This window comes from Deltaproteobacteria bacterium (assembly GCA_026388415.1).
Taxonomy (GTDB): domain Bacteria; phylum Desulfobacterota; class Syntrophia; order Syntrophales; family JACQWR01; genus JAPLJV01.
Genome location: JAPLJV010000039.1, coordinates 1 through 25,920 on the forward strand (window position 1 = coordinate 1; position 25,920 = coordinate 25,920).

Annotated in this window: 26 protein-coding genes; 6 read left to right on the plus strand and 20 right to left on the minus strand. The window is 52.3% G+C overall.

Annotated elements, in window-relative coordinates; genetic code table 11:
• From NT140_07850 to NT140_07890, 9 genes are all read right to left on the minus strand, one after another.
• Positions 1–245, minus strand: a 245-nt coding sequence (locus tag NT140_07850) for a CHASE2 domain-containing protein (GenBank protein ID MCX5831782.1), incomplete at its 3' end; no start/stop codon positions are given.
• Between the two features lie 296 nt (positions 246–541).
• Positions 542–1,849, minus strand: a complete 1,308-nt coding sequence (locus NT140_07855) for a DUF401 family protein (protein MCX5831783.1) — start codon at positions 1,847–1,849, stop codon at positions 542–544.
• Positions 1,850–1,866: 17 nt separating this feature from the next.
• Positions 1,867–3,168, minus strand: a complete 1,302-nt coding sequence (locus NT140_07860; GenBank protein ID MCX5831784.1) for a phenylacetate--CoA ligase family protein — start codon at positions 3,166–3,168, stop codon at positions 1,867–1,869.
• A 23-nt stretch (positions 3,169–3,191) separates the two neighbouring features.
• Positions 3,192–3,986, minus strand: a complete 795-nt coding sequence (locus NT140_07865; protein MCX5831785.1) for an ABC transporter ATP-binding protein — start codon at positions 3,984–3,986, stop codon at positions 3,192–3,194.
• Positions 3,987–4,068: 82 nt separating this feature from the next.
• Positions 4,069–5,214, minus strand: a complete 1,146-nt coding sequence (locus NT140_07870) for an ABC transporter substrate-binding protein (GenBank protein ID MCX5831786.1) — start codon at positions 5,212–5,214, stop codon at positions 4,069–4,071.
• A 27-nt stretch (positions 5,215–5,241) separates the two neighbouring features.
• Positions 5,242–6,297 carry a branched-chain amino acid ABC transporter permease gene (locus tag NT140_07875; protein MCX5831787.1) on the minus strand — a complete coding sequence of 352 codons (1,056 nt, stop codon included), beginning with the start codon at positions 6,295–6,297 and terminating at the stop codon, positions 5,242–5,244.
• Between the two features lie 12 nt (positions 6,298–6,309).
• Positions 6,310–7,194, minus strand: a complete 885-nt coding sequence (locus tag NT140_07880) for a branched-chain amino acid ABC transporter permease (GenBank protein MCX5831788.1) — start codon at positions 7,192–7,194, stop codon at positions 6,310–6,312.
• Positions 7,195–7,206: 12 nt separating this feature from the next.
• Positions 7,207–9,132 carry an AMP-binding protein gene (locus NT140_07885; protein MCX5831789.1) on the minus strand — a complete coding sequence of 642 codons (1,926 nt, stop codon included), beginning with the start codon at positions 9,130–9,132 and terminating at the stop codon, positions 7,207–7,209.
• Positions 9,110–9,901 carry an ABC transporter ATP-binding protein gene (locus tag NT140_07890; GenBank protein MCX5831790.1) on the minus strand — a complete coding sequence of 264 codons (792 nt, stop codon included), beginning with the start codon at positions 9,899–9,901 and terminating at the stop codon, positions 9,110–9,112. Before NT140_07890 ends, NT140_07885 begins: the two co-directional genes overlap by 23 nt.
• A gap of 317 nt (positions 9,902–10,218) precedes the next feature.
• Here NT140_07890 and NT140_07895 point away from each other — a divergent pair, with 317 nt between their 5' ends.
• The 5 genes from NT140_07895 (at position 10,219) to NT140_07915 (ending at position 13,721) form a co-directional block, all read left to right on the plus strand.
• Positions 10,219–11,046: a CBS domain-containing protein gene (locus tag NT140_07895; GenBank protein ID MCX5831791.1), complete on the plus strand. Its 828-nt coding sequence runs from the start codon at positions 10,219–10,221 to the stop codon at positions 11,044–11,046.
• Between the two features lie 388 nt (positions 11,047–11,434).
• Entirely contained in the window at positions 11,435–11,854 is a 420-nt protein-coding gene (locus tag NT140_07900; protein ID MCX5831792.1) for a septal ring lytic transglycosylase RlpA family protein, read from the plus strand.
• A 569-nt stretch (positions 11,855–12,423) separates the two neighbouring features.
• Complete coding sequence (locus NT140_07905) at positions 12,424–12,567, plus strand: hypothetical protein (GenBank protein ID MCX5831793.1); 144 nt, start codon at positions 12,424–12,426, stop codon at positions 12,565–12,567.
• A 254-nt stretch (positions 12,568–12,821) separates the two neighbouring features.
• Entirely contained in the window at positions 12,822–13,271 is a 450-nt protein-coding gene (locus NT140_07910; GenBank protein MCX5831794.1) for a hypothetical protein, read from the plus strand.
• Positions 13,272–13,472: 201 nt separating this feature from the next.
• Positions 13,473–13,721, plus strand: coding sequence for a LapA family protein (locus NT140_07915; GenBank protein MCX5831795.1), 249 nt, complete (start codon positions 13,473–13,475; stop codon positions 13,719–13,721).
• A gap of 496 nt (positions 13,722–14,217) precedes the next feature.
• On the opposite strand, the gene NT140_07920 is transcribed toward NT140_07915, so the two are convergent.
• The 6 genes from NT140_07920 to NT140_07945 are packed head-to-tail and all read right to left on the minus strand — an operon-like array spanning position 14,218 to position 20,027.
• Positions 14,218–15,009 carry an NlpC/P60 family protein gene (locus tag NT140_07920; protein MCX5831796.1) on the minus strand — a complete coding sequence of 264 codons (792 nt, stop codon included), beginning with the start codon at positions 15,007–15,009 and terminating at the stop codon, positions 14,218–14,220.
• A gap of 24 nt (positions 15,010–15,033) precedes the next feature.
• A complete protein-coding gene (locus NT140_07925; protein ID MCX5831797.1) occupies positions 15,034–16,389 on the minus strand; it encodes a CCA tRNA nucleotidyltransferase in 1,356 nt (451 codons plus the stop codon).
• Positions 16,390–16,402: 13 nt separating this feature from the next.
• Positions 16,403–17,674 (minus strand): phosphomethylpyrimidine synthase ThiC, encoded by a 1,272-nt coding sequence (gene thiC / locus NT140_07930; protein MCX5831798.1) that lies wholly within the window; start codon positions 17,672–17,674, stop codon positions 16,403–16,405.
• A 49-nt stretch (positions 17,675–17,723) separates the two neighbouring features.
• Positions 17,724–18,575 (minus strand): bifunctional hydroxymethylpyrimidine kinase/phosphomethylpyrimidine kinase, encoded by an 852-nt coding sequence (thiD, locus tag NT140_07935; protein ID MCX5831799.1) that lies wholly within the window; start codon positions 18,573–18,575, stop codon positions 17,724–17,726.
• Positions 18,576–19,244 carry a thiamine diphosphokinase gene (locus tag NT140_07940; protein ID MCX5831800.1) on the minus strand — a complete coding sequence of 223 codons (669 nt, stop codon included), beginning with the start codon at positions 19,242–19,244 and terminating at the stop codon, positions 18,576–18,578.
• A gap of 12 nt (positions 19,245–19,256) precedes the next feature.
• Complete coding sequence (locus NT140_07945) at positions 19,257–20,027, minus strand: TatD family hydrolase (GenBank protein ID MCX5831801.1); 771 nt, start codon at positions 20,025–20,027, stop codon at positions 19,257–19,259.
• A gap of 87 nt (positions 20,028–20,114) precedes the next feature.
• Here NT140_07945 and NT140_07950 point away from each other — a divergent pair, with 87 nt between their 5' ends.
• A complete protein-coding gene (locus NT140_07950; GenBank protein MCX5831802.1) occupies positions 20,115–20,624 on the plus strand; it encodes a universal stress protein in 510 nt (169 codons plus the stop codon).
• A 12-nt stretch (positions 20,625–20,636) separates the two neighbouring features.
• Here the strand turns inward: NT140_07950 and mce are convergent, their stop codons facing one another.
• Genes mce through meaB form a run of 5 tightly spaced genes read right to left on the minus strand, consistent with a single transcriptional unit; the run spans position 20,637 to position 25,703 of the window.
• Positions 20,637–21,044: a methylmalonyl-CoA epimerase gene (gene mce / locus NT140_07955; GenBank protein ID MCX5831803.1), complete on the minus strand. Its 408-nt coding sequence runs from the start codon at positions 21,042–21,044 to the stop codon at positions 20,637–20,639.
• A 33-nt stretch (positions 21,045–21,077) separates the two neighbouring features.
• Entirely contained in the window at positions 21,078–21,473 is a 396-nt protein-coding gene (locus NT140_07960; GenBank protein MCX5831804.1) for a cobalamin B12-binding domain-containing protein, read from the minus strand.
• Between the two features lie 6 nt (positions 21,474–21,479).
• Entirely contained in the window at positions 21,480–23,135 is a 1,656-nt protein-coding gene (locus NT140_07965) for a methylmalonyl-CoA mutase family protein (GenBank protein MCX5831805.1), read from the minus strand.
• A 25-nt stretch (positions 23,136–23,160) separates the two neighbouring features.
• On the minus strand, positions 23,161–24,735 hold the full coding sequence (locus NT140_07970) for an acyl-CoA carboxylase subunit beta (GenBank protein ID MCX5831806.1): 1,575 nt from the start codon (positions 24,733–24,735) through the stop codon (positions 23,161–23,163).
• Positions 24,732–25,703, minus strand: a complete 972-nt coding sequence (gene meaB / locus NT140_07975; protein MCX5831807.1) for a methylmalonyl Co-A mutase-associated GTPase MeaB — start codon at positions 25,701–25,703, stop codon at positions 24,732–24,734. Before meaB ends, NT140_07970 begins: the two co-directional genes overlap by 4 nt.
• Positions 25,704–25,920: the final 217 nt, after the last annotated feature.

Below are 25,920 nucleotides of genomic sequence, written 5' to 3' on the forward strand. Positions count from 1 at the left end.
GCGAACACCACGTCAAAGACAACGGCCGCAGCGTCCATATTAGTGAGCCGCGTCACCAGGTCAGCAACCAAAATACGGGGCCAGGGCCATTGACCGTGCCTCCTCAGGCTTTCTTCGTCAATATCCACAATGGCGACCGGGGCGTCTTCGTAGGCGCGCGGATGCAGGCGCTGGAAGGTGTCGTACGATATGTTCTGCAAAATGGATTTCAAGGGCGCATTCAGTACGATAACGACGATGGCCATAAGCAGGATCGCCAAGGAAAACAGGAGCGGTAGTTTCTTTATGGTTCGCATAGTACCAACTTTACAGTGAATTTTCCCTCAAAACATCCCCTTTGAACAACACGGTCAAGCGAGTCTCTGAACAACATCGGCCGGCCCTCCTCCCACGACTGCTACGCGGGATCCATTTTCTAAAGACAGGCCGGAATTATCGTCCGTGTGGAACTGAAATTTTTTTGACTGATTTTTCTCTAGCATTTCCCTTCCCAGAGGCTGTTCATCCTTTGATTTGGCATGCCAATATTCTCAGCATGCATTCAGATCAGCAGATAGTATAAGCCGGACAGGATCACTGACGTCATCAGGATAAACAGACAGGGGCCGGCGATATAACGGTATGTGCCCAGAACGGGCGTCTCAAAATATTCACAGGTAACAACAAAGCAAACATGGATGGGTGAAACCATCATGCCCATATAACCGAAGCCGTAGGCGCAAGCCGTGGTCGCCGCTGAGATTCCCAGGGTTGGATTTTGCCCGACAAGGGCAAACACAATGGGAAAACTTGCTCCGACAAAACCAAAGGCGGTCCCTGTAACCATGCCGGAGATGAAAGGAAGCAGCACGATGACGGCCAAAATGGGAATGCCGGCACTGATAAACTCGTCGCGCATGAGCGTTACCAGGGTTATTCCCGAGGCGTTAAGCGGGCTTTTCAATACGGCGGAAAATATCTGAATGCCAATGACCAGGATAAGCATCACCCAGGTATTTCTTCTTCTGAAAAAACCCAACGAGGTTATCCATGACGAGCCGTTTCCCAAAAAGGCGGCCACAATTGCGAGAATCAGGCCGATAAGCATGGCAATCAGGCTCGACAGTGAACCGGATACTCCCTTAGATATCAGCACGATAGATCCGATAACCGACAGGATTACCAGAAGCCCGATAGGACCGAGGGCAGAAAAAACAGCGCCATAATCCAGGATGCCGCCCGGGGAATGACCCGCGTTATTTGTTTTAATCTTTCTGAGAATAAAAAAATATCCCGCGGCAGCCGCGACAAGGGTGAAGGGGATCTGAATGAGATAGAAAAGGGCCGCCGGCAGCCCGGAATACGTTATGGCGAGGAGCACACCGGGATACAGAGGCCACCAGTATTCCCATATGTGCCGAAACCAGTAGTTGATGGCCGCCTTCTGCGCGGCACCCAGTTCGTTTTCTGTATCCACCGAGGCAACCAGAGGCGCTGAAAAGAGGGCGCCGCCAGGCATGGGAAGCAGCCCGACGAGAACCGGCAATCCCGCCAGCAGCATCTTTTTATTTTGCAGCCAGGTCTTCAGGGCCGCCACGGTCCGTTCCATCCGACCGGTGCAATCAAGTGCTTCAGTAAAAAATAAGAGTAATAGAACAACAACGGGCAGCAGGTAGTTATCCGGATTATCAAAACTGGTGACCTGGCGCCAAAGGCCCTGGATTCCTGTGCCTGACCAGAGGGAAAGGATGACGGAAAATAGCAAAATGGCCACCCCCAGCGCAAAGCCGAACCGGTTGGCCAGAAGAATTCCCGCCAGTGAGCCGCCAACCTTTACATACGCGGGGAGATTTAATAAAGATTCCATCATGATGGAGTTGTTACCGCCTATTGCCAATTTCTTTTGTCTTCAATTTTTTTGCCGCCTGCCGGGATTGCGGGGACAATAACGGCGCTGCCCCGTAGCTTGGTTGATTCCCGGATCTTCTCCTCAATGGCCGCCTTGAGGATTTCTGTTCCCGAAACTCCCGCTTTGAGCTGGACTTCCACGGTCATCATGTCGGTCACCCCTTCCCGTGTGACCACAACCCTGATCTTTTCGACCTCGTTGGGGAACCTGGCCGCAGCCTCATCAATCTGGCGCGGATGGACAAACATGCCTTTAATCTTCGTCACCTCATCCGCCCGGCCCAGGATACCCTTCAGCCGGCAAGAGGTTCGGCCGCAGGGACATTCGTCTGTAACCACTACGGAAAGGTCTCCCGTACCATATCGGACCAGCGGATAGCATTCCTTGCCGAGGTCGGTCACCACCACTTCGCCGATACTGCCGGCCGGTAGCGGTTCCCCCGTCAGGGGATCGCAAATCTCGATGTAAAGGTCATCGGAAATATGCATGCCATCTTCCTGCGGGCATTCATAGGCCACGCCGCCGAGATCGGCAGTTATTAACGCCTGCCGGACGATGATGCCGTAGTCGTTCAGCCCCTGACGGAGCGATGGCGACAGAATCTCGCCCGCCACCAAGGCAATCTCCATAGCAAGGTCCCGGGCGGTGTCATACCCGAGTTCTTCCATTTTCTTGATCAGCGCCATGAGAAAGGACGGAACGCCGATGTAACCCGTTATTTTCAGTCCCGCGATGGTCTTCACCTGGATCTCCGTATTGCCGACCCCTGTGGGCACTGTGACGCAGCCGATGCCGTTGCAGGCCTCATCAAGGAAAATGCCCGCCGGTGTCAGGTGGTAGGAAAAGGTGTTCATGACGATGTCGCCCGGCCGGAAACCAACGTTGTACAGACATTTCCGCAGTCCCCAGTAATCCTCTTGCCTGCCTTCAGGATCATAGATGGGACCAGGAGACACATATATTCTCTTCAATGTTTCCACCGGCACGGCGAGAAATCCCCCGAACGGCGGGTTATTCTGGTGAAATTCCGGCATTCTGTTTTTTTTCAGAACGGGAATTTTGGAAAAATCGTTTATATTTTTAATATCTTGCGGATTGATGCCTCTTTCATCGAGGAAACTTTTATATCCGGGCGCATTTTGATATGCGTATTTGAGAATCCGGATCGCCTCTTTCTCTTTGCCGACGGTGCGTTCGGAGATGGCCATACATTCGGCCTTTTCGTTATAATAACCTTTATTTCTCTCTTCTTTTGTTTTCTTAGGCGCCCTAGTAGGCATGCTGCCGCTCCTTGCTGTTTAGACTATGAAAGCCATCTCTTTCTGCGCTTGTAATGCTTCGCGTCTTTGAAGCTCTTCTTCTTGCCCACGTCGGAAAGTCCGAGGTAGAACTCCTTGACATCCTCGTTTTCCCGTAATTTGGAACACTCGCCGTCCAGCACCACCTTACCCATCTCCATAACATATCCGTAATGGCCGATGGAAAGAGCCAGATTGGCGTTCTGTTCCACGAGCAGGATTGTGGTTTTCTCTTCGCTGCATATCTTTCTGATTATTTCAAAAATTTCCTTCACCAAAAGCGGGGCCAGGCCCAGGGATGGTTCATCGAGCAGCATCAGCCGCGGGCGCGCCATCAGGGCCCTGCCGATTGCGAGCATCTGCTGCTCACCGCCGCTCATGTACCCGGCCACCTGAGTGCGCCGGCTCTGCAGCTTCGGGAAATAATCAAAAACGGTTTCTATGTCTCGCTTGATATTCTGTTTGTCCTTGCGGGTATAGGCGCCGGCTATCAGATTTTCCGTCACCGTCAAGTCTTTAAATATCCGGCGTCCTTCCATGACCTGGAAAATGCCCATTCTGACAATATCTTCGGCATCCTTATTGTTGATCTTTTCTCCCATGAATTCTATTGAGCCGTCTGTCACCTCACCCTCTTCAGACTTCAATAATCCCGAAATCGCCTTTAGGGTCGTGGTCTTGCCGGCGCCGTTAGCGCCCAGAAGAACTGTGATTTCGCCTTCCTTAGCTTCCATGGACATCCCCTTGAGTACCAGGATCACGTCATCGTAAATCACTTCCACGTTGTTGATCTTTAACATTAGAACTCTCACCAATATAGCCAAATAAGGACTGAGTGCTGAGTGCTGAGTGCTCAGTCCTCAGCACTCAGCACTGTTTTTTCTAATACTTCAAGAAAGCCGTCAGAGGTTCGATCTTGCCCTTCTTTATTACATACATCTTTGCCGATAGATTCGGCTTTCTGAGTTCCGGTTTGTAGGCGATGTCCGCGCACAATCCCATCATGACGAATTTATTTGATTCCAGCACCTTCTTGATGTTTTCGCCGGTCAGGTTGTTGCCTGCTTTCTTGAGCGCTTCCACGAGCAGATAGGCGCCGATGAAACCCTGGGTGTAATTGACGGGTTGCACGTCTAACTTACCGTTCATCTCTTTGCGCACCTTATGCATTAAGGCTACGCCTGGAATCTTGGCCTCCGTCCAGAAAGCAAAGGGCATGGGCGCCATGAAACCTTCCGACGCATCACCGGCCATCTGGATCAGCTTCTCGGAGAATGTCCAGTTGAGGCCGATAAACTTGTTCTTCAGGCCGAGTTTTTTGGCATCCTTCAGGATCGTACTCGTCGCCATGAGGGTATGCTGATTGATCGCAAAGTCGGGTTTCGTCTTCTGCATGTTGAGCAGTTGCGTCGTCGCGTCAAGGGCTTGCAGCGGCACGATTTCTTTATCCACGATCTCTACGCCGATTTTCTTGGCAAAATCCTCGGCATCCTGGATGGGCGACAGGCCGAATCCCGAGTCATTATAAATCAAGGCCACGCGCGGCGCTCGACTCTTGTCTTTCCAATTGTCCTTGATCCACTTCAAGGCCAGTCGGGCCTGATCGGAATAGGTGGTGGCACCGATGAAGTTATAGGGCGTCTTGTCGAAGACGAGGTGTTCGGAATAGGAGGCGGATATATAGGGTATCTTATCGTTGGTGATCATGGTCGCCATGGCCTCTGTATCGCCCGTTCCCCAGCCCAGAATGGCAATAACGCCTTTGGACTGCATTTCTTTGTAAGCAGCAACTGCCTGGGGAATTTTATAGGCATAGTCCGTATCAATCAGTTCTATCTTCCTGCCGTTAACCCCGCCTTGTTTGTTGACATAGTTGATGTAGTCCTTCGCAGCCACCGCATAGGGTGATCCCACATCACCAGTGGCGCCCGTAAGGTCAAAGATACCACCGATCTTGATGGTTGGCTCCGCAAAACCGACACCGCTTAGTAAAAACACTGCTAAAACAGCCAACAAAAATCTTTTCATGATCCCTCCTTAATTTTGTTCATCTTACTAATATGAAAATGGCCACAGTTTCCAGTAGTTCTGGATGGTTTTCCATCTGGCAGCCAGACCGTCCGGCTCAAAGATCAGGAAGAGAATGATGACGAGCCCGAAAATGCCCTCCCTGATCGCGCCGAAAATATTGACTAAAACGGGATATTGGTTGGAAAAAAGACCGCTGATCAGCCTTAGCACCTCGGGTAAGAGTGTCATGAAGATCGCACCCAGGATGCTGCCATAAATGCTGCCGAGACCGCCGATAATGATCATCGAAAGATACTGAATGGAAATCACGACATTAAAGTGTTCCGGCGTTATGATGCCTAAGTAATGCGCCCACAAGCTTCCCGCCACGCCCGCGTAAAAAGAACTGATGCCGAACGATATAAGTTTGTACTGGAAAAGGGGGACACCGATAATCTCCGCCGAGATATATCTGTCCCGGATCGCCATGAAAGCCCGGCCGGGTTTCGTGCGGACAATGTTTTTGGCAATCATGATGGCGATGATGGTAAAACCCAGGGCCAGGAAATAAAATTTGAAATCACTGTTGAAGACAATGCCGCCGATTTTGGCAGGCGGTACCATCATGCCCTGACTGCCGCCCGTGACAGCCCGCCAGCGCACAAAGACAAACTCCAGGATCACCTGTGCCGCCAGGGTGGCGATGGCCAGATATAATCCTTTCAGCCGCAAGGACGGGATGCCGAAGATCATGCCGACGATGGCCGTTACACACCCCGCGGCCAGAACACATACCCAAAACGGCATCCCCAGAATTGTCATGAAATATCCCGAGGCATACGCCCCGACGCCCATGAAGGCGCCGTGCCCCAGAGAGATCTGACCCGTAAAGCCAGTCAGGATGTTTAGCCCGATGGCGGCGATGACGGCAATGAGGACGCTGTTCACGACGTATAGCAAATATCGGGATCCCTGAAATATAAACGGGAACGCGATCAAAACAATCAGCAGCAAGGCTATCCAGAACTTGGACACTTTGGTCTGCCAGATGGCCTCGTCGTCCTCGTAGGTTGTCTTGAATACGCCGCACTTGATTGCCATTGAATTTCTCCGTTAAATCTTTTCTATCTCTTCGGTGCCGAACAGCCCATAAGGCTTGATCATTAAAACAACGACGAGTACTATGAAAGGCACGACTTCCTTGGAGCCCCCTTCGAAAATGGGGTCCAGATACATGCCGCTGAGCGCTTCGAGCAGCCCGATGATGAAGCCGCCCAGGATGGCGCCGGGGATGCTGTCCAGACCGCCCAGGATGACCGCGGGAAAAACCTTGAGTCCAAACGAGCTGAGGCTCGAGTTGACGCCGTTGATATTGCCGATCAGAATGCCTCCGACGCTGGCTACCACGGCGGCAATCGCCCAGGCGATGGCAAAGATCTTCTTGATGCTGATGCCCATGGACTGCGCGGCCTGCTGATCATTGGCCACCGCTCGCATCGCGATGCCGGAACTGGAATAGCGGAAAAAAAGGTTGAATAAAACAAGGCAAAGCACGGCAAAGAAGACACTGTACAGATAGACCTGGGAGACGACAATGGCGCCGAAGTGCAAAGGTTCCGCAGGAAAAATGGCGGGATAGACCAGGGTTTCCGAACCCCAGATGACATGGATGATGCCTTTGAGCAGGCTTGCCAGCCCGATCGTGAGCATGATGATGGAAATGGCCGGTTCGCCGATCATCGGTCGCAAAAAAAGCCTTTCCAGGAGAAATCCAAAGAGCGCCGCGGCAATGAGGGTCGCCACAAAAGCCAGCCAAAAGGGAATCTTCAATACCACAACCAAGGCCAGGCACAGATAAGCCCCGAACATCAGCAGCTCTCCCTGGGCAAAATTGATCACGGCCGTTGATTTATAGATCAGCACAAATCCCAGGGCGATCAGGGCATAAATGCTGCCCACCACAATGCCGCTGATCAACGACTGTAAAACTGATTCCATCGCCTGTTCTCCTTAGACGTTTCTCACTGCCATGACGGTTCTGATCGTGGCGGTCTTCCCATCCTGAAATTTAATGATCGCTTCTATTTTTATCGAATCCTGGCCGGCGTACATGCCGGCGATGATTTCCTGATACTTTTCCTCTACAAAATGCCGGCGGACCTTTCTGGTGCGCGTCAATTCATCGTCATCGGGATCAAGTTCCTTATACAAAAGGACAAAACGTTTCACCTTGGCGTTCTCGGGCAGCCCCTTATTCACCTTCTCGACATCTTTCTGAATGAAATCCACAATCTCCTGCTTGGAAGAAAGGTCCGTGTAGGTGGTGTAATTGATCCTGTTTCTTTCCGCCCAGTTGCCCACCGAGGCGAAATCAATGCAGATCATCGCGACGATGAAATCCCTGTCATGCCCTACGGTGACCGCTTCTTTAATATAGGGGCTGAATTTCAGATTGTTCTCGATGAACTGGGGCGAAAACTTTACCCCGTCAATCAAACTCATGACATCCTTGATCCGGTCAATTACCACAATATGCCCATCGGGAGTGAGGTAGCCCGCATCGCCGGAGTGCAGCCAGCCGTCAATCAACGTTTGGGCCGTCTCCTCGGGTTGCTTATAGTACCCCAGAAACACAGCGGGGCTTTTAGAAAGGATCTCGCCCGTGGCGGATATCTTCACTTCGGTCTCCGGAATGGGTTCCCCCATGGTGTCCGGATTAATGTCATTGTCTCTGTGGATGCAGGAAATACCGCATATTTCGGTCTGTCCGTAAATCTGTTTCAGCGATATGCCGAGGGCGTGGAAAAACTTGAACGTGTCCGGACCCAGGGCCGCTCCTCCCGTGGTGGCGGAACGTATATTGCTGAATCCGAGCCGGTCTTTCAAGGCCTTGAATACCGCCAGATAGGCCAGGTGGTACAGAATTTTGAAGTAGAAGGGCGGGGCCTTCTTTTCAAACTTGTATTCCGACCATTTCCGGCCGATGGGAACACAGGTGTTAAACACCAGTCGTTTGAGAAACGAGGCATCCAGCACCTTAACCTGCACGGTGGAACACAAATTCTCCCAGACCCGGGGCGGAGAAAACATGATGTGCGGCCCGATCTCCCGCAAATCCGCCTGGGCCGACTCAACACTCTCGGGAAAGTTGATGGTCAATCCGTTCAACAGCCCGCAGGCCAGGGCCATCATCTGCTCGCCAACCCAGGGCAGGGGCAGGAAAGAAACGAATTCATCAGTATCGTACTTGGGATCAAATTTGTCCAGGTTATTGGCCATGGCAATGAGGTTTCTGTGGGTCAGCATCACGAGCTTCGGGAACCCCGTGGTTCCTGAAGTAGGGCATATCCACGCTACGTCATCGGGGCTGGTGTTTTCCACGTTCTTTTCAAACAGCCCGGGATGGGATTTTTCGTATTCCCTGCCCAGCGCGATGACATCGGGGAAATAGGCCAGCAAGTCGGAATCATATTTGCTCATCCCCTTCGGATCGTAGTAGATAATCTTCTTGACGCCCGGCAGCTCCTCCTGCATATCAAGAATTTTGTCAACCTGTTCCTGGTCTTCGGCGATAACAAATTTGGTCTCGGAATGGTTGATGATGTAGGCAACTTCTTTCAGAATCGAATCCTGATATATGCCGCTGCCAAATCCGCCGGCCGACTGGGCGGCGAGTTCGGCAATAATCCATTCGGGTTTGTTGTCGCCGATGACGGCAATCTTGTCCCCCCGTTCAAAACCGAGGCTGATCATGCCGAGGGAAAAATACTTTACTTTTTCCAGGTAATCCTGCCAAGTGAACGACTGCCAGATGCCGAGATCTTTTTCCCGGAGCGCAATCTTCTTTGATCCGTATTGGTTCGCCTTGGCAACCAACAGTTTGGGAAATGTATCTGACGACATGCTTACACCGTTATCTTCCCATAAATGCGCCATCCGCCTCGCCCAGATAGGCCTTGGCGACAATAGCATTTTGCTGAACCTCAGCAGGCGTGCCTTCGGCGATCTTCTCGCCGAAATCCAGGACCATGATTCTGTCGGAGAGATCCATGACGACGCCCATGTCATGTTCGATGAGCAGGACGGTCACGCCCCGCTCAATATTGACATCAATGATAAACCGGGCCATATCCTCGGTTTCTTCGAGGTTCATGCCCGCCATGGGTTCATCCAGCAGCAGCACCTCCGGTTCGAGGCACAGCGCCCGCGCCATTTCGACCCGTTTCTGGAGTCCGTAGGGCAACGTTCCGACATGCTTTTTCCGGATATGCTCAATCTCGAGGAAATCAATGATATCCTCCACCCGCTTCCGATGCTGCACCTCTTCCCGCACACAGGGGCCGAAATAAAACATTGATTTTAAAAGACCGTATTTAATATGGATATGGCGTCCCAACATTAGATTTTCCAGGACGGTCATGTGTTTGAAAAGTTCAATATTCTGAAAACTGCGGGCGATGCCCAGGCGGGCGATCTGATAAGGCCGGAGGTGTGTTATTTCCTTGTCCTTAAGAATCACTTTCCCCTTTTGGGGGCGGTAAAAACCGTTGATGACGTTGTACAGGCTGCTTTTACCCGCGCCGTTGGGGCCGATAATGGAAAAAATTTCGCCCCTTTTTACCTCGAAACTCACATACAAAAGGGCCGTTATCCCACCAAAGCTCAAGGTGATCTCATCGCCCTTCAGGACAATTTCCTCCGTAATGCGACCTGCTCCCACCCCTGCCTCCCGAATCACACGTAAGAAATAGATAAAGAAAAAACCGGTAAACCGATAATCATCCGGTTTTACATCGGTTTTCCCTACTCTGCCTGAAAAGGCACGCGAAGAGACAGTTTTTTCTTTGGCGCGACTATATTCAGAAGGCGCCTGTCTGTCAAGATTTTTATGAGGTTGACAAGCAGGGACGTTAATGTTATGCGGACGCAGGTATTTGAAATTGTTCCCCTTGAGATACCAGGTATGTGTCGGCTGCTTCATTTAACACTAACACCTTACTTTCTTGTCAGGAGGGAAGCCCCATGCAAGTCAAAGATCGTATGACCCCCAACCCCGTTACTGCTACCGAGGATTCCTCTTTCCAGGACGCATTGCACATGATGAAGGAGAAGAAAATCTGCCGTTTGCCTGTTGTTGACAAGCATGGACGCCTGGTCGGCCTTATTACCAATAAGGATTTGTTCGCCGCCTCGCCTTCGTCGGCCACGAGCCTCAGCGTCTTTGAAGTGCATTATCTGCTCTCCAAGATGCAAATAAAGAGCCTGATGAAGAAGCGGCTGATTACCGTCGGTGACGACTGTCCCTTGGAAGAGGCGGCCCGCATCATGATTGATAACGATATCGGCAGTTTGCCTGTCCTGAAAGATAACCGGATGGTCGGCATCATCACCGATGCGGATATCTTCAAAAGCTTCGTGGAGATTTTGGGAGGGCGTGAGCCGGGTCTCCGCCTGACCTTGGATGTGACAGAGGGTAAGGGGGCTCTGGCTGCCATCGCCAACGAGATCGCCCGGGAAGACGGCTTTATTATCAGCCTGGCCACCTTCAGCGGCAAGGATGCCAGCGATCGCATCATCACGGTAAAGGTAAGCGGCGCCCCGAAAGAGGGTTTGCTCAAAGGCCTGGAGTCTAACAGCGTCAAGGTGTTGAACGCCATAGAATTCACTTCAAGAATCAGACCAGTCATCAGAACGAACGGTAGCTGCAGGCTAATCCGATACCGACACCCCGGCGAAGGCCGGAGAACAGACATCGTCCCGGCGAAGGCCGATATCCATAACAACAAAATGGCTTCCGCAATCGGTTTTCACCGGGGTGACGCACCGAGTGAAAATAACTATAGAACCTGAGTAGGCAAAATTGATAATTCCTTCCTGTTATCCACGAAATGCCAACCCCATTGAAGGTGCAGGATTCAAATCGTAATCATTGCCCGGAGACATTATTTGACAAGCGAGCGAATAGGTTCTATTGCGGCCGCGAATCCAAATCATCCTGCACGTTAATTCCCCCATGGTCTTATATCTGTCAACACACCATCACCCCGAAAAGGTGGTATATGGTTAAAATGCCGTGGCACTACCGTGATACCAGGCGGCAAAAAAAGAAAACAAACCTAACCTGGCAAGCTGAAATTTTACATTTGTGAAATAATGTAATGTTCATAAATGCCTAACTCAACACTTCATGGGATAGCGGCTTACCAGCTGCCTCCCCATAGGTCCGGAGAGGTGCACCATGGCAGCAAGGATTTTTCTGAGAAAAGCAATGTGTTGGCTGGTAGTTTTTCTGTGTATCATCTCCATATCCCGGCCAGAAAAAGGCGGATGTCTAACACCCGCCCAGGTCCCCCAACATACCCCTCCAAACGTGAGCGGGGAAGTGATCGCCGGCTGGTATGGACGGGAACATCATAATAAGTTGACAGCCAGCGGGCAGAGGTTCGACATGCACAAAAACACCCCTGCACACAGGACATTGCCCCTAGGGACCAAGGTCCGGCTTGTCAACCCCGATAACGGCAAGTCCGCCGAAGGGATTGTCAATGACCGAGGACCCTATATCAAAGGCCGGGATGTGGATGTCTCCTATGCGATGGCCAGGCAACTCGGCTTCGTCAAAATGGGGGTCATGAAGCTCTACATAGAAAAAATATAGTTGGTTGGGCCTTGGGTGCTACTTACGGGATGAAATGCGGAAATACTGGTCGGTCTTTTTACATGCGTGTATGATGCACCTGTACTTCCTTGTTTATGAATTTCCCAAAGCATACTTTATTTCAATCAGTATTCAATAAGCTCTGAATAGTCCAGCCGGAGACGAAAGAACCGGATTAGACTATCACACCTCCTTCAACGTATCCCTCAACATGCTGAGGTTCCACCAAATGCTGAGGCAAAACGTGTTATTTTATGCTTCTCCACCATTTGTTCCTATTACTCTAACTACATGTTGTTATATAGTTAATTAAAAATTCTGATGCTCATTCAGTTATTGGCGGACTATTTGCTATTATTATGATCATGTAACAACACAATGTTATTTTTCAGACAATAAATTGAGGGCATAAAAATGAACAGGCAAGAGATTCTAAAGGAAAAGGAAATTATATCATACATGATATTGGGAAACATTCAAAAAAAGCATAAACCTAACCAACTTTATGACTTATTGGTACGACAAGCATGGTTAAGTTCAGGAATCAAAGAAGAAAGTGATAACATAAAATGGCAAGAATTAAAGTCGGAGAGACATTTGGAAATTTTTCATTAAAAAGCCACACGGAAGCATTGATTGATACAGCTGCACTTGCGGGCAAGAAATTGCAGTTGTCTTACAGCATATCTAATTTGGATGAAGGAAGCTTATGAGGGTATATAAACTGATAGGTGTCATATGTGTAGCCATGGTCATGTGGATCTTTACGCTGACTTTAACTAAAATTATAGAAAATTCATCTAAAACTGATTCTTATAGCCTCGTTGATGCGAAACAATCTTTTCTCTTTCGCAACCGCTGATTTTTTATGAAATAAGCTTCTTTGTATCACTGTAAAAGAAGCGTTATAATAGATGTAAAGGCATATTGAGAAAGGATTGTTAACAAAAAAGAGAGGAGTACGAACATGAAAAGATTTCTATTAGCAGTAGCACTAATGATGACAATAGGCAACATCCCAGCATTTGCAGCCGATGTTGGCGTATCCGTTAGCATAGGGCAACCGGGCTTCTATGGTCGCATTGACATAGGGAACGCACCACACCCGGAATATGTTAACCCACAACCGATAATCGTACAGCCTGTGCCGAGAGGTAGGACTGTCGAGCCAATATATTTGCGGGTACCTCCCGGTCATCAGAAGAATTGGAAGAAATACTGCGGCAAATATAATGCCTGTGGTCAGCCGGTATATTTTGTTAAAGACAACTGGTACAATGAGGTCTATACTCCCCATTACAAGAAACAACATGGCGACAGTCGTGACGATAACCGCGGCAGAAGAGACGATAACCGTGGAAAAGGCCAAGATAGAGGAAACGACAGAGGCCATAACAAGGGGCGCGATAGGAACTGATTTGTTTATCCATCGAAAGTTTCCCAAAAGCAATAATTGCCATGATTATATTTGGTATTGTTGATAATGATTTTATTGGCACAAAATATCGTTCTTCATATACTCCGACCGTAACGAAGTAATGCCCTGTCAACCAATATTTTTACTCGTTATTGTTTGCCAGTTTATTTGACATCGCCATATCTGAAAGGAGGTCAAGAGATGAATTTTAAGATTATCCTGATAGTAATTGTTGCCTGCCTTGCCCTCGTTTTCACTACTCAAAATATGGCCGCCGTTACGGTAAGTATTTTCTTCTGGGAAATTTCATTATCACTTGCACTCTTGATTTTCTTTACTCTGGCTGTTGGTTTTATCGTCGGATGGTTTCTGCACAGCTTTCTGGCGTATCGTAAAGACAAGAAGGAAATGGCCGAGATTCAAGCCGATTTGCGAACCAGCAAGCAATAGCCTCTGCGGCCTCTCGGTTTGAGCCATGTTACTTTTTTCCCTTATTAATCATGAATTATTACAACTAACAACCACTTAGCAGGGTATGCCGTGTAAAACGTATGACTTGTCGGTTAAATTCTGACCGAGGGAGATCGGTAGTCTCGCCTACGTAGCTTGAGGAGGGTTCAAAGGGTAACCTGCAGCATTAAACTTCCTGACAACGACTCTTTAGGGAGTCGGCAAGGCTGCGGGTTGTAGCGTGAGCGAATCCAGTGTATTGGTTGGCAAGAAAATAGATGACGGCATATTCCACAGTACAAACGGGATTCATTAGTTATCAATAATATTCCACGGTGTGACTTTGTGTTATACGTACCAGACACATTTCATTATTTACTCGATCACCCCTGTGCAGTACGGGTTTCTGAACTACACAAACACTTTCCCCAAAAAACACGGCTTCGGTAAAATAATCAATAACCTATCAACAATGATACCGCCCATGACGGAACGGTTAGAAGTTCTGAATATAAGATCGCGCGCCCGCAAAACGTTCCCGATAATACCGCCCGGACAGGGAATCCTGGCGGATTTTTTTACCCCTTCCGGGGGCATGGATGAATAGGTCATCGCCGGCGTAGATGCCCACGTGCGAGACCTTTTCGCCATCTCGGGTGTGGAAAAATACCAGATCGCCCTTCGCTAAATGGTCCCGTGTCACGGGGCGGCCCATCTCGATTTGCGAAAGCGAGGTACGGGGCAGATCGAGACCATTCAACTGATATACGGTCATCGTTAAACCGCTGCAATCAAAACCTTCCTCAGCGCTTGTTCCACCCCAGAGGTACGGCACATCAATAAAGTTCCGCGCCGTTTTGACGAGTTCTTCCCCGAGCTCAGCGCGGCTGGAACCTTTTCTGGACACCGCATATTCGCCGGGGCTGACGATATAATATTCCTGGATTATACCCGCTTGCTTGAGTGATTCGGCCTTGTTTTGGGCTACGGTGCGGGTGGGAAAATTGCCGATACGCACCTTATAGAGGCCCTTCTCGGCGGCAAAATAGGTGGCGTCCACACCCTGACCACGCAGGACTTCCGTCAGGCGGGCGGCATTTTCCACCTTCGCAAAGGCGCCGGCCTGAATGGTATAGGCCATCCGGGCCAGTTCCTTACCCTTGACTTCGGAGGGCTGACTGTAGGAGGTACTCCTTGTGGCGCATCCGGCCATCAGCAAAAGCAGGCACACCGGCAAAACACTGTAAATAATTGAGGACTTACCGGGCCAGGACCGCCATAGAATCATTTCCGTCCCCTTCAGATTATTCGTTTACCCCTTTGCCAGCTCTGCCCCAAAGCGCTCCTGAACCAGCCGACGGGCATCGTCTGCGGAAAAAATCAGGCCGTTTAACTGGGCATCCTCCACGTCCTGCAGGATACCGGCAAAGAGCGGACCCGGCTTATAGCCCATGTCAATCAGGTCATGGCCCGTGATGAGGCGCGGCGGGCGCAGTTCCCCTGCAGGTATTTCTATCAGTTTTGTCCGGCAAAACTCATAGTTGTCGAGCAGGCCGTGGCTGCCAAGGCAATCGAGGCGGTGCAGTTCCAGGTGGAGCGGGAAATCTGGCAGACGGAGAAACCGTTTCAACCGGCTGGGACGCATCTCCCGGACATTCATGAACAACATGTGGCAGTGGATCAGTGCCAGCACCGTTTCCAGATCCTCATTGGAAAACCGGAGGCGCTCCATGACCTGCCGGGCGATCTCTTCGCCGCGCTGGACATGGCCGTAAAAATGCACTCCTTTGTCGTCAACGGTACGGGTAACGGCCTTCCCCAAATCATGCAGGATGACTCCCCAGGCCAGACACGGATCAGCCGCTGCTTCCGTCGGCAGCAAGGAAAGCATAAGCAGCGCGTGCTCCCATACATCGCCTTCGGGGTGAAACTGTGGCGGCTGCTCCACTCCGACGAGCGCCTCGACTTCGGGCAGGATTTCCCTCAAAAGGCCCGTCTCGGCCAAAAGCTCCATGCCGCGTCGCGCCCCGGGGCGCGTGATTATTTTAGTCAGTTCCTCCCGGATGCGCTCGGCGCTGATCCGGCGGATCGTACCGGCCTGGACCTTGATGGCCGTAAGCGTTTCGGGCTCGATTTGATAGCCGAGAGAAGCGGCAAAACGCACCGCCCGGAGCAACCGCAGATGATCCTCGGCAAAACGCTGCCGGGGACCGCCGATCGTACGCACGAGGCGTCGCTCAATATCCGCCATGCCGCCCACATAATCAAGCAGACGTCCTGTCTCATGGTCTAGTAAAAGTCCGTTGATCGTAAAATCACGTCGCCGGACGTCTTCCTCGGCGCTGGCCGGGCTTACGCTGGTAGGTCGGCGGCCATCCACGTAGCCGTCTTCCCTGCGGAAGGCGGCCACTTCATATTTCTTCCCTTGCTCGATGACCAGCACGACGCCGAAACTCATCCCCACGGGAATAGTGTGGGGAAAAATCGCCATTACGGCATCTGGTACAGCGGAGGTAACGATATCATAATCCCCGGGCGGAACACCGCGAATCAGGTCGCGGACACAGCCGCCCACGAGGTAGGCCTCATGACCGGCCGACTTCAATCTGTCCAGAACAAGACGGGCGGATTCGGGCAGGGAAGACACATCCACCGACAGATCTCCCATAACATTACCTGGCTCAATCTTTCCCCAGCCTGATGGCGCACAATTCGCCGCACATCGTACAGCCCTCTTCCCCGGCCTTGGCGCTGACCTGGAGCAACCTCTCCGCTTTTTCCGGATCAATAGCGCTTTTTATCTGCCCCTGCCAATTGAGTTCTTTTCTGCACCTGGCCATCGCCAGATCTTTTGCCCTGGCCTCCGGCAGCCCTTTGGCAATGTCGGCGATATGGGCGGCAATGCGCGACGCCATGATTCCCTCCCGCACGTCCTCCAGGGTGGGCAACCGCAGGTGCTCGGAAGGCGTGACATAACATAGGAAATCTGCCCCGGCAGCGCCGGCAATGGCCCCGCCGATGGCTGCAGTAATATGGTCGTAGCCTGGGGCAATGTCGGTGGGCAGCGGCCCCAGGACATAAAAAGGCGCTCCCTCGCACAGGCTCTTTTCCAACTGGATATTTGCCTGAATATCGGCAATCGGCACATGACCGGGTCCCTCGATCATCACCTGCACCCCTTTTTTCCTGGCCCGCTTGGCCAATTCGCCCAGCAGGATAAGTTCCTGCACCTGCCCCCGGTCGGTGGCATCGGCTATGCACCCCGGCCGCAGGCCATCGCCCAGGCTCAAGACCATGTCGTAACGGCGGGCTATTTCCACCAGGCGATCATATTGCTCGTAGAGCGGATTTTCCTTCTCATTGCACTTCATCCAGTTGGCCGTGATGGAACCGCCCCGGCTGACTATGCCGAGCAGCCTTCCCTGGGCGGCGATACAGGCCACGCTTCTTTGCGTCACGCCGCAGTGAACGGTAATGAAATCAACACCATCCTCACCATTCTCCTCGATAACGGCAAAGATGTCGTCGGCCGTCATGGCCACAATGGCTTTCCCCCGGGCAATCGTGGCGGCGGCCGCCTGATAGATCGGAACTGTGCCGACCGCCAGAGGCGAAGCCTGCATGATCGCCTTCCGGATGGCGGAAAGATCGCCGCCCGTGGATAGATCCATCAGCGTATCGGCGCCCGCGGCTGCGGAAATCTTCACCTTTTCCAGCTCCAGCTCCAGGTCGGCGCAATCACCTGAAGTCCCAATATTGGCATTGACCTTGGTCCGCAATCCCTTGCCCACGGCCAGCGGCTTAATGGCCAGGTGCTTGTTGTTGCGGACCACTACGATATTGCCGGTGGCTACACCCGCCCTGATGAATTCCGGGGATACCCCTTCCTGGGCGGCGCATATTGCCATTTCTTCCGAGATGCGTCCGTTGATAGCTGTTTCCAATTGTGTCATTTTACCCTCCCGACAGGTCTGTGCCTGCGATTATTATTATTTTATTAATTTAGCAAATCTCCCTCAATCCCCCTTTCCCACAGGGGGAGGACATTAAGAGAGGAGCCAGATGATTGACCGGCCCCTGCCCTCCCCCCAGACGCCAGGCATAACGGATGGCCGCCGTAACGTAGTCCTTGGCGCCCGTTACCGCCTCCCGGATGTTGCTGCCGCCGGCCAGCAGGGTGGCCATAGCGGAGGCAAAGGTGCAGCCTGTGCCGTGGGTGTCTTTAGTGTCAATCCGGGGCGACGAGAACTCATGAAAACTATCTCCGTCATAGAGGATATCCAGGGAATCATCCTTCATGCCCGGCAGGTGCCCTCCCTTGATAACAACATTGCCCACGCCGGTCCGGTAAATGATCAGGGCCGCCTTCCGCACGTCTTCCCGGCTGGTAATGATCAACCCGGACAAGACCTCCGCTTCGGGGATGTTCGGTGTCACGACCAGGGCCTGCGGCAGCAATTCCTCCCTCAGCATGGTGATCGTATCGCTGCTCATAAGGATCTCCCCGCGCTTGGCAGCCAAAACGGGATCAACCACGACCTTGGTCAGACCATATTCCCTGATTTTGCGGACTATCACCGCCATAATCTCACGGTTCGGCAGCATCCCCGTTTTTACCGCATCAATGCCGATATCCGTGGCCAAGGCGTCAAACTGGCGGGCGACCAGATCGGGCGGCAGGGGATAAATATCCTGCACGCCCAGCGTATTCTGCACGGTAATCGCGGTGACGACAGACATCCCGAAGCCGCCGAGAACGGTCACGGTCTTCAAATCGGCCTGTATCCCCGCCCCGCCGCCGGGGTCGGAACCGGCCACGGACAATACCCGCGCCGGCGTCATGTTAATCTCCATCTAATCTCCAGGAGGAAAAATTCCGGGCTGAGTATACTTGACGACGAGCAAGCAGCCTGACCCGATCGCAATGACGCCCCGGTCCGCCTGCAAACGATTGCTGATCCCGTAAGGGGCGCCGATTTCCATCGTCCCTCCGGAGAGCGGATATTCAAAACCCGTCAGTTCAATCCCTTGAACCTGATCAGAAAGAGGAAACAGGGAGACGGTCTGGCCGGCAATTCCCTCCATGGTCGTCGTCTGCGTAATTGCAAAAAACTCGCACCACTCGTCCACCAGTTTTGCGGTCAAGCCCCTCCGGGCAGCCGGCAGTAGCAGGGAGATATTGGCCAGGGCATGATCAATCCGTCCTCCCAGTCCGCCATAAATTCTGATCTCGTCGGGGTGAAACCGGCACGCGTATTCTAAAGCCAACTGGGTGTCCGTTTCCTTCTTCTCCCGCGGGTGGCGGATGATCTGGCTGCCCATTCCCTTACAGCGCTGCAGGATTTCCGGCGGCAGGGAATCCATATCGCCGATGATCACCTGCGGCGTCAGATCCAGGGCCACAACATGGCGGGCGCCGCCATCGGCGCAGACCAGTTCGTCAGGACCAAATTTGACGATCTGCGACCGTAGAAAATCCTTATTCCCTATAGAGCCGCCGGCAATAACGAAAATACAACCCATCTTCCCATTTCCCTAAATCATGTTCAAACCGAACAATTTCCTGGCATTTGCTGTCGTGCGACTGGCAACTTCCTCGTAAGAGAGACCTTTCAACTCCGCTATTCTGGCTGCCGTTTCAGCCACATAGGCCGGTTCGTTACGTTTCCCCCGGTGGGGCTGCGGCGCCAGGTAGGGGGCATCCGTTTCTACGAGCAAACATCCCAGAGGAACATACTGCACCACTTGCCGCAGTTCTTCGGCCTTCTCAAAAGTGACCGTCCCCGGTATGGAGATGGCAAAACCCATATCCAGGCATTTCCCGGCCATGGTGCGGTCACCCGAAAAACAGTGGATGACCCCGCTCAGTTTTCCTTGCCGGGCGCCAAGCATGGCCAGGGTTTCTTTATGGGCATCGCGATCGTGGATAATCACGGGCAAGCCGATCTCCACCGCCAGCTCCAACTGCTCGCCAAACCGTTCGATCTGCACCTGTCGGGGCGACAAGTTACGGAAAAAATCCAGCCCTATCTCGCCATAGGCCACCACCTTTTCCCGTGCGGCCAGTTCCCGGAGCTCGTCATAAGTCCCGGCATCAATGTCCTTCGCGTCATGGGGATGGATACCCACCGCCACATAGACCTCCTGGTAGCGACCGGCCAGATCCAGCGCCTTTTTACAATAAGTGATAGATGTGCCAACGGTGATCATGAACCCGACCCCGGCCTGCCTGGCCCGCTCGATAACGGCATCCCGGTCCACGTCAAAATCCTCCATCTCCAGATGGGTGTGCGAATCAATCAGCATGGCCGAACCTAATTCATTATTATTGCATATGTCAATCCCTTTATGATAATTACATGGCCGTATCTTGGTTGGGGAAAGGAGGAGGACATGTATCAGAAAATCATGATCCCGTTGGACGGTTCGGAATTGGCGGAGTGTGTGCTCCCGCACGCGGAGGCCTTTATTAGGGGAGGCATGGCGAAAACAGCGGTATTTTTATGGGTCTTGGAGCCGCTGCCGACGGCCATGTACGGTGCTTCTGTGGAAACTTTTGCGTCTTCCGCGCAGGAGGACATCTTTGCGTCCAATGCCGAATACTGGGAAAAAATGGGGACAGAAAGAAAATCTACCGCAGAAGAGTACTTGAACCGGATCGCCGGACCATTCAAGCAGTATGGGACTGAGATAAAATGTGAAATCCTGGAAGGACGGATTGCGGAAACCCTGGCCAACTATGCTGAAAAAAATAATGTTGATCTGCTCCTCATTGCCACGCATGGACGCTCCGGGGTAAGCCGTTGGCTGATAGGCAGCGTGGCCGATCGGGTACTCCATTATTCCCATGTGCCGGTCTTGATGATCAGGGCGCCCGGCAGCAAGCCCACCAGCAACGATTGAAGTGATGATTGATTACCCCTGGGCAAGTTCGACAAGCTCGATAAGAACTCCGGCGGCGGATTTGGGATGGATGAAAGCGACTCGGGCATTATGAGCGCCCGGCCTGGGTTCACGATCTATCATGGTGGCTCCTCTTTCTAGGAGGTTCTTGATCTCGGCCTCAATATCATCCACTTCGAAACAGATATGGTGAATCCCCTGCCCTTTCGCTGCCAGGAACTTCTGGAGGGGGGAATCTGGTTCCGCCGGTTGGACGAGTTCGATACTTGACGCCCCGATCCGGAAAAATCCCACTTTTGTCTTCTGGGCGCTGATGGTCTCGATGCCGGAAAGTTCCAGACCTAAGCAATTTTGATAAAATTTCGCCGCTTCATCAATGTTCTCCACCGCCAGGGCGATATGGTTAATCTTCTTGAGCATAGCTTCCTCCCTATTTCCATGATGATTCTTGGGTCACTTGGCGTTAGCCTCTATATACCTGATAATCTCCTGCGTGGAGGTGCCGGGTGGAAATATCTCGTGAACGCCAGCCTCTTTTAAGGCAGGGATGTCAGCAACAGGAATGATGCCGCCACCGAAAATATGGATGTCGCCGGCGCCTTTCTGTTTTAAAATCTCGACTACTTTGGGAAAGAGGGTGCTGTGCGCTCCCGAAAGGCAGGAAAGACCGACCATATCCACTCCCTCTTGAATCGCCGTATTGGCTATTTGTTCCGGGGTCTGTCTTATTCCCGTATAAATCACTTCCATCCCGGCATCCCGCAGGGCCCGCGCAATGATTTTAGCGCCCCGGTCATGGCCATCCAATCCCGGTTTGGCGATCAATATCCTTATCTTTTTTGCCATAATCCACCTCTACAGTTCTCGATATTCTCCAAATACTGCTCTCAATGTATCCGATATTTCACCGACCGTCGCGTAAAGCCTCACTGCGGCAAGGATAGGCGGCACCAGATTGCCAGTTCCCTCCGCCGTCTTCCGGAGAACAGTCAAGGCCTGCTGCACTTGGCGATCATCCCTTTCCTGCTTGACGCGGGATAGTTGTTCTTTCTGGTTGGCCTCCGACCCGGCCTGGATGCGGAAGATATCCTGGAGCGGCGCCTCTTCTACCTGAAATTGATTGACGCCGACAATAATCCTCTCCTTCGCTTCTATATCCTTCTGGTATTGATACGCGCTCTCGGCAATCTCCCGTTGCATGAAACCGGCTCCGATGGCCTTGACCGCGCCTCCCATCTCATCAATTTTGGCGATATACTCGCTGGCCCTATTCTCAATGTCATTCGTCATGGCTTCAATGGCATACGATCCAGCCAGCGGATCAATGGTATCGGCCACGCCGCTTTCATAAGCAATGACCTGCTGGGTTCTCAGCGCGATGCGCACGGAATCCTCGGAAGGCAGGGAGAACGCCTCATCTCGGGAATTGGTGTGCAGCGATTGCGTTCCGCCCAGAACCGCTGCCAGCGCCTGAAAGGCCACCCGGATGACATTGTTGTCCGGTTGCTGATAGGTCAGGGTGCAGCCCGCCGTCTGGGTATGGAAGCGCAGGATGCATGATTCATCCTTTTTGGCGTGAAAGCGTTCCCGCATGATCTTGGCCCAGAGTCTCCGCGCGGCCCGGAATTTGGCAATCTCCTCGAGGAAGTCGTTGTGGGCATTGAAAAAAAAGGACAGCCGGGACGCGAAGGAATCAATATTCAGACCCGCACGAATGGCTGCTTCCACGTAGGCAATACCGTTGGCCAATGTAAAAGCGACTTCCTGCACGGCGGAGCAGCCGGCTTCCCGCATGTGATAGCCACTGATGCTGATGCTGTTCCAGCGGGGCAGATGCTCATTACAGAAGGCGAAGATGTCCGTGGTAATCCGCATGGACGGCAGCGGTGGGAAAATATATGTCCCGCGCGCCGCATATTCCTTCAAGATATCATTTTGGATGGTCCCCTGCAGGACTGCTGACTTGACCCCCTGCTTTTCCGCCACGACTACATACATGGCCAGCAGGATGGCGGCCGGGGAGGTGATGGTCATGGAGGTCGAAACCTTATCGAGCGGGATGCCGTCAAAAAGAATCTCCATATCCCGCAGAGAGTCAATGGCAACGCCTGCCTTGCCTACCTCGCCCTCGGCCAGGGGATGATCGGAATCGTAGCCGACCTGGGTAGGAAGGTCAAAAGCAACGCTTAACCCCGTCTGTCCGTGGTCAAGAAGATACCGGTAGCGTTGGTTGGTCTCTTGAGCCGTGCCAAATCCCGCGTACTGGCGCATGGTCCAGAATCGCCCCCGGTACATGGTCGGCTGGACACCGCGTGTGAAAGGATAATCGCCCGGGAATCCCAAATCCCGGCCATAGTCCATACCCTCCGTATCGGCAGGAGTATAAAGGCGTTTTGTTTCGGTCTGAGAGGTGGTTTTAAAGACCGGCTTACGCTCCCGTCCTTTGGCCAGAGATTTATTCAGGGTGGTTTCTTCCCAATATTCCTGTGTTTCGCGAATGCTTCCTGTCATTGTGCGCTCCCTTGTTATAACCAATCTATAGCGGTATATTGCCGTGTTTGCGCCAGGGGTTGGTGTCAATTTTGTTCCGCAAGGACTCCAGGGCCTGGATTATCCTGGGCCGTGTCTCTTCCGGAAAAATGATTTCATCAACATATCCCAGGGCGGCCGCCTTATAGGGGCTGGCAAATTTTTCCTCATATTCGGCAACCAACTGCCGGTGGGTCTCCTTGTTGTCCGTGGCGTTCTTGATCTCGTTTCTGAAGACGATATTCACGGCGCCTTGAGCCCCCATCACGGCAATTTCGGCGGTAGGGTAACAGTAGTTGATGTCGCCGCGGATGTGCTTGCTCGACATGACATCATAAGCGCCGCCATACCCCTTGCGCGTGATGATCGTTATCTTGGGGACGGTGGCTTCACAGAAGGCATAGAGGAGCTTCGCCCCATGGCGGATAATGCCTCTTGTTTCCATGTCAATGCCGGGCAGAAAGCCGGGGACGTCAACAAAGGTGACGAGCGGGATATTGAAGGAGTCGCAGAAACGGACGAAGCGGGCCGCCTTCACCGAGGAATCAGAGTCTAAAGAGCCGGCCAGCCGGTTAGGCTGGTTCGCGACTATTCCCACCGGCATCCCGCCAAAGCGGGCAAACCCGACGACGATGTTTTTTGCGTATTCCTTCTGCACTTCGAGGAAGTAACCATGGTCAACGACCGCCAGAATGACCTTCTTCATGTCGTAGATCTTCTTGGCGCTGGCCGGGATGATAGTTTTCAACGAATCTTCGCGGCGGTTGGGATCATCGGTACACGCAATGACCGGAGGTTTTTCACGATTATTTTGCGGGAAAAACGTAAGCAATTCCCTGATCTGCTGAAGCGTTGCGGCATCATTCTCACCGGCGAAATGGGCCACCCCGCTCTTCGTCATGTGCACCTCCGATCCCCCCAGCACTTCGGAGGTGATGGGCTGGCCGTCGGGGGTTACTGTGTTGTTCAGGGCCGCTTTGATTACATCGGGGCCCGTGATGTGCAAGTAGCTGGTCTTCTTCGTCATCATGATGAAGTCGGTCAAGGCGGGGGAGTAAACGGCGCCTCCGGCGCAGGGGCCCATGATGGCCGAGATTTGCGGAATCACGCCCGAGGCAAGGGCATTTTTAAGAAAGATGTAGGCATAGCCGGCCAGGCTTTCGACGCCTTCCTGGATTCGCGCGCCGCCGGAATCATTCAGGCCGATTATTGGGGCGCCGACTTTCATCGCTAAATCCATAACTTTGCATATCTTTTGCGCAAAGGCCATGCCGAGGGCGCCGCCAAAAATGGTGAAGTCCTGAGAAAAAACATAGACCAGACGACCGTAGATTTTACCGTATCCCGTGATGACGCCATCGCCGTAAAATTTCTTCGCCGCCATCCCGAAATCGGTGCAATTGTGAGTGACAAAGCGGTCCACTTCCACAAATGAACCCTCGTCGAGGAGAAGATTAATTCTTTCGCGCGCCGTCAGTTTCCCGTCTTTATGCTGTTTCTCGACCCTGGCCTTTTCGCCCCCCCGCAGGGCTTCTTCATTCCTCTTTTGCAACTCGTTTCTGAGCTCTTCTACTGATTTCACAAGATATCCTTCCACCTTTCTTTATTATCAAACTCTTCCATCATCAGGCGCTTGACTAAAGAGTAGGGATCTATCCGCTTCTCGATCAGATCGTCAATGATCTGATCCCACCTACCCTTTTCCTCTATGGCGGCCACGAAATGGTTCATGAGCTCGTTTTGCAGAATCTCCAAAAAGATTGCCTTCTTTCTCGCTCTGAGTTTTCTGTCTAATCCCCCGCTTTGCTCCAGGGCCTGCTTATGCCGGGAAATTCCCGCCAGGAGCTCCACAATTCCCTTGCCCAGAATGGCCTCTGTCTGGAAAATGTCCGGCTCCCATTCCTTGTCTCTCCTACTGCTCATTGACAGAACCATGCGGAGTTCTCGTTCTGTTTTATCAGCCCCCTCTCTTTCACACTTATTGATGACGAAAATATCAGCGATTTCAATAATCCCGGCCTTCATGGCCTGAATATCATCGCCCATCCCGGGCGCCAGGACGACAATCGCCGTATGGGCCAGGTTGGCAATCTCGACTTCATCCTGCCCGACCCCTACTGTCTCGACGAGGATGATGTCCTTGCCCATGGCGTCCATCACATTGACAATATCATGGGTGGAACGGGTCAATCCGCCCAGGCAGCCCCGCGTCGCCAGCGAACGGATGAAGACCCCGGCGTCGTTGGTGTGGCGCTGCATGCGAAAGCGGTCCCCCAGGAGCGCACCGCCGCTGAAGGGACTGCTGGGGTCAATGGCTACCACCCCGACGCTTTTGCCGTCTTTACGAAAAACCTCCACCATCCGGTCCACCAGCGTGGATTTACCCGAACCGGGAGCGCCCGTTATCCCGATAATGTCGGCTCTGCCCGTATAGGGAAACAGTTCCTTCAGTATTTTGATGGCTTCCGGCAGGCGATCATCTACGTCCCGCATCAGTCTGGAGGCGGCCAGCACATCTCCCGCCAATATCTGGGTGGCCAAGCTTGTCATGTACCTGCTATATCCCGTTTATGTGAAAATTGATCGTCTGAATTCACTCCTGCAAATTCGCCAGAACGTTTGTCATTTAACCGAAAAAAAACGCTGAAGCAAGGAGTAATATTTCTTGCCCTTATGTAACTGGCGACGCATGCGTCGCCCCTACCCTAATTCTTCTCTAATTCTTCTTGACTCATAACACCCTTTCCATTAAAGTCCGGGGCCAAGA